At 72.5% G+C, this 2,869-nt stretch carries 3 protein-coding genes; all 3 read left to right on the top strand.

Going from position 1 to position 2,869, the window contains the following annotated elements; all coding sequences use genetic code 11:
* Positions 1-20 precede the first annotated feature (20 nt).
* The 3 genes from AX737_RS11925 to AX737_RS11915 all read left to right on the top strand — a co-directional run bounded on the left by AX737_RS11925 (position 21) and on the right by AX737_RS11915 (position 2,725).
* Positions 21-1,310, top strand: a complete 1,290-nt coding sequence (locus AX737_RS11925) for an MFS transporter (protein ID WP_082772997.1) — start codon at positions 21-23, stop codon at positions 1,308-1,310.
* A 19-nt stretch (positions 1,311-1,329) separates the two neighbouring features.
* Positions 1,330-2,355, top strand: a complete 1,026-nt coding sequence (locus AX737_RS11920) for a histone deacetylase family protein (RefSeq protein WP_066921574.1) — start codon at positions 1,330-1,332, stop codon at positions 2,353-2,355.
* Between the two features lie 103 nt (positions 2,356-2,458).
* Positions 2,459-2,725, top strand: coding sequence for a hypothetical protein (locus AX737_RS11915; RefSeq protein ID WP_066921572.1), 267 nt, complete (start codon positions 2,459-2,461; stop codon positions 2,723-2,725).
* Positions 2,726-2,869 lie beyond the last annotated feature (144 nt).

Genomic DNA, 2,869 nt, shown 5'->3' with positions numbered 1-2,869 from the left:
TGGCACAGGCTTCAGACGGCGTGCACCAACCGGTGCGCGCATCCATCGCCGCCTTCGTCGGCACGATGATCGAGTGGTACGACTTCTACGTCTACGGCACCGCCGCCGCCCTGGTCTTCGGCCGCTTGTTCTTCCCGCAGGTCGATGGGTTCTACGGGACGCTTGCGGCCTTCGGCACCTTCGCGGTCGGCTTCCTGGCGCGGCCGCTCGGCGGGGCGGTGTTCGGCCATCTCGGCGACCGGGTCGGGCGCAAGACCTCGCTGATCATCACCCTGCTGATGATGGGCGTCGTCACGGTGCTGATCGGCTGCCTGCCGACCTACGAGACTGCCGGCATCTGGGCGCCGGTGCTGCTGGTCGCCCTGCGCCTCGTCCAGGGCATCGCGGTCGGCGGCGAGTGGGGCGGGGCGGTGCTGATGGCGGGCGAGCACGCGCCGACCCGGGACCGGCGCACCTTCTTCGCCTCCTTCGCGCAGCTCGGCAGCCCGGCGGGGCTGATCCTGTCGATGCTGATGTTCAAGCTGGTCACCACCCTGCCGGACGCCGACTTCCTCGCCTGGGGCTGGCGGGTGCCGTTCTGGTTCAGCGCCGTGATGCTGGTGGTGGGGCTCGCCATCCGGCTCGGCGTCAGCGAATCGCCCGATTTCCTCGCCGAGCGGCGGCGCCGGCTCGCGCAGGCGCAGGCGGCGGCGCCCCCGCTCGGCGAGGTGCTGCGCGGCGCGCCGGGCCTCTTGGCGCTGGCGATCTGCGCCAACGTGCTCGGCATCGCGGGCTTCTACTTCACCAACACGTTCATGATCGCCTACACGACGACCTACCTGAAGATCCCGCGCGCCCTCGTGCTCGACTGCCTGCTGATCGTCTCGGTGATGCAGTTCCTGATCACGCCGCTCTCGGCCTACATCGCCGAGCGGGTCGGCGTGCACCGCTTCCTCGTCGCCACCGCGGCGGTCTCGGTGCTCACCCCCTACGCGATGTTCACCCTGGTCGATCAGGGCACGCTCACCGGCCTCACGCTCGGCGTCGGCCTCGCGGTGGCCGGGCTCGGCGCCTTCTACGCGGTGATCGCGGGCTACGTCAGCGACGCCTTCCCGACCCGCACGCGCTACACCGGCATCTCGATGGCCTACCAGCTCAGCGGCGCGATCTTCGGCGGCCTCACCCCGATCCTCGGCACGATCCTCGCCGAGCGGGCCGGCGGCGCGTGGTGGCCGCTGGCCCTCCTGTTCAGCGCGATCGCGGCGATCTCGCTGGTCTCGGTCCTGGCGCTACGGGCCCCGCGCGAGCGCCAGATGCTGCGCGCGGCCTGAGCCCCGAGAGGAGGACCGGATGAAGACCTTCCACCACCCCGACCAAGCGCTCCACCACCCGCGCAGCTACTTCTCCCGCGGGCAGATGCGCGAGCCGCAGGAGGTGCCCGCCCGCGAGCCGGCGCTGCTCGCCGCGGTGCGCGACCTCGGCTTCCCCGTGGCGGAGCCGCCCGACGCCGGCGCAGGCCCGATCCTCGCCGTGCACGGGATGGACTACCTGCGCTTCCTGCAGGACGCGCACGCGGACTGGACGGCGCTCGGCCCAGACTGGGGGGACGAGGTGGTCTCGAACATCTTCGTGCGCGAGCCGAACGCCCTGCGCGGCGTGCTGGCGCGGGCCGGGCGCTACATCGCGGACGGCAGCGCCCCGATCGGTCCCGGTACCTTCCAGGCGGCCTACGCCTCCGCGCAATGCGCGATCGCGGGCGCCGACGCGCTGAACGCGGGCGCGCGGGAGGCCTACGCGCTCTGCCGACCGCCCGGCCACCACGCGCGGCGCGAGGCGGCCGGCGGCTTCTGCTTCCTCAACAACGCGGCCGTCGCGGCCGAGCGCCTGCGCATGCGCCACCCCCGGGTCGCCATCCTCGACACCGACATGCACCACGGCCAGGGGATCCAGGAGATCTTCTACGACCGGGCGGACGTGTTCTACGTCTCGATCCACGGCGACCCGACGAACTTCTACCCCGCGGTGGCGGGCTTCGCCGAGGAGCGCGGCAGCGGGGCAGGGGAGGGCTACAACCTGAACCTGCCGATGCCGCACGGCTCCGACGAGGCGGTGTTCTTCGGCGAACTCGCGCGGGCGCTGCGGGCGCTCGACCTCTACCGCCCGGACGCCCTCGTCCTGTCGCTCGGCTTCGACATCTACGCGGGCGATCCCCAGGCGAAGGTGGCGGTCGGCGCGGAGGGTTTCGCGCGCCTGGGTGCGGCGGTCGGCGGCCTTCGCCTGCCGACGCTCGTCGTGCAGGAGGGCGGCTACTGCATCGAAGCCCTGACCGATCTGTCCCGGCGCTTCTTCACGGGCTTCGCAGCGGCCCGCGCCTGAGGCGGCCCGCCCGCGGTGTTGCGGGACGTTCGGTCGCGTCCGTGAAACCATGGCCACACGTCGCAGTTGCATCCGTGACCGTAACGATTCCTCGGAGCACTCGATGATCAAAGCACGCCCGCTCGCCATCCTCGCCGTCCTGGTGGCCGGTCCCGCGCTGGCGCAGCCCGCGACCACGGCCGCGCCCCCGGCGGGCGGCACCGTGACGACCCAGCCCAACACCACCGGCAACACCCCCGACGTCGTGATCTCCCGCGGCGGCACGGGCGCGGAGACCGCCACCACGAACTCGGCCGCAGGCGGCAATGCCGGCCAGCCCGAGCGCGGCGTGCCCCAGGGCAGCGCGAACGGCGGCGGCAGCAGCCGCTGAGTTCGGGGCGCGTATCCTCTCTCCCGACGCGCCGCGACCGGGTTTGAGCGGAGTGTGCCGACGCCCGCCAAGCTCTCCCTCTCCGCAGAGGCAGGGCGATCGCATATGGCGGGGGTCGTCTCCTCGATCGCCACTGGAACCGCG

This window comes from Methylobacterium sp. CCH5-D2 (assembly GCF_001556475.1).
In the GTDB taxonomy this organism is placed as follows: domain Bacteria; phylum Pseudomonadota; class Alphaproteobacteria; order Rhizobiales; family Beijerinckiaceae; genus Methylobacterium; species Methylobacterium hispanicum.
Note: the sequence above shows the minus strand (reverse complement) of the source record. Positions and strands in the feature narration are given on the sequence as shown.

What these genes read in the sequence shown, in the direction of transcription:
- AX737_RS11920 (WP_066921574.1), top strand. Translation starts at nt 1,330, where the DNA reads ATGAAGACCTTCCACCACCCCGACCAAGCGCTCCACCACCCGCGCAGC.
- AX737_RS11915 (WP_066921572.1), top strand. Translation starts at nt 2,459, where the DNA reads ATGATCAAAGCACGCCCGCTCGCCATCCTCGCCGTCCTGGTGGCCGGT.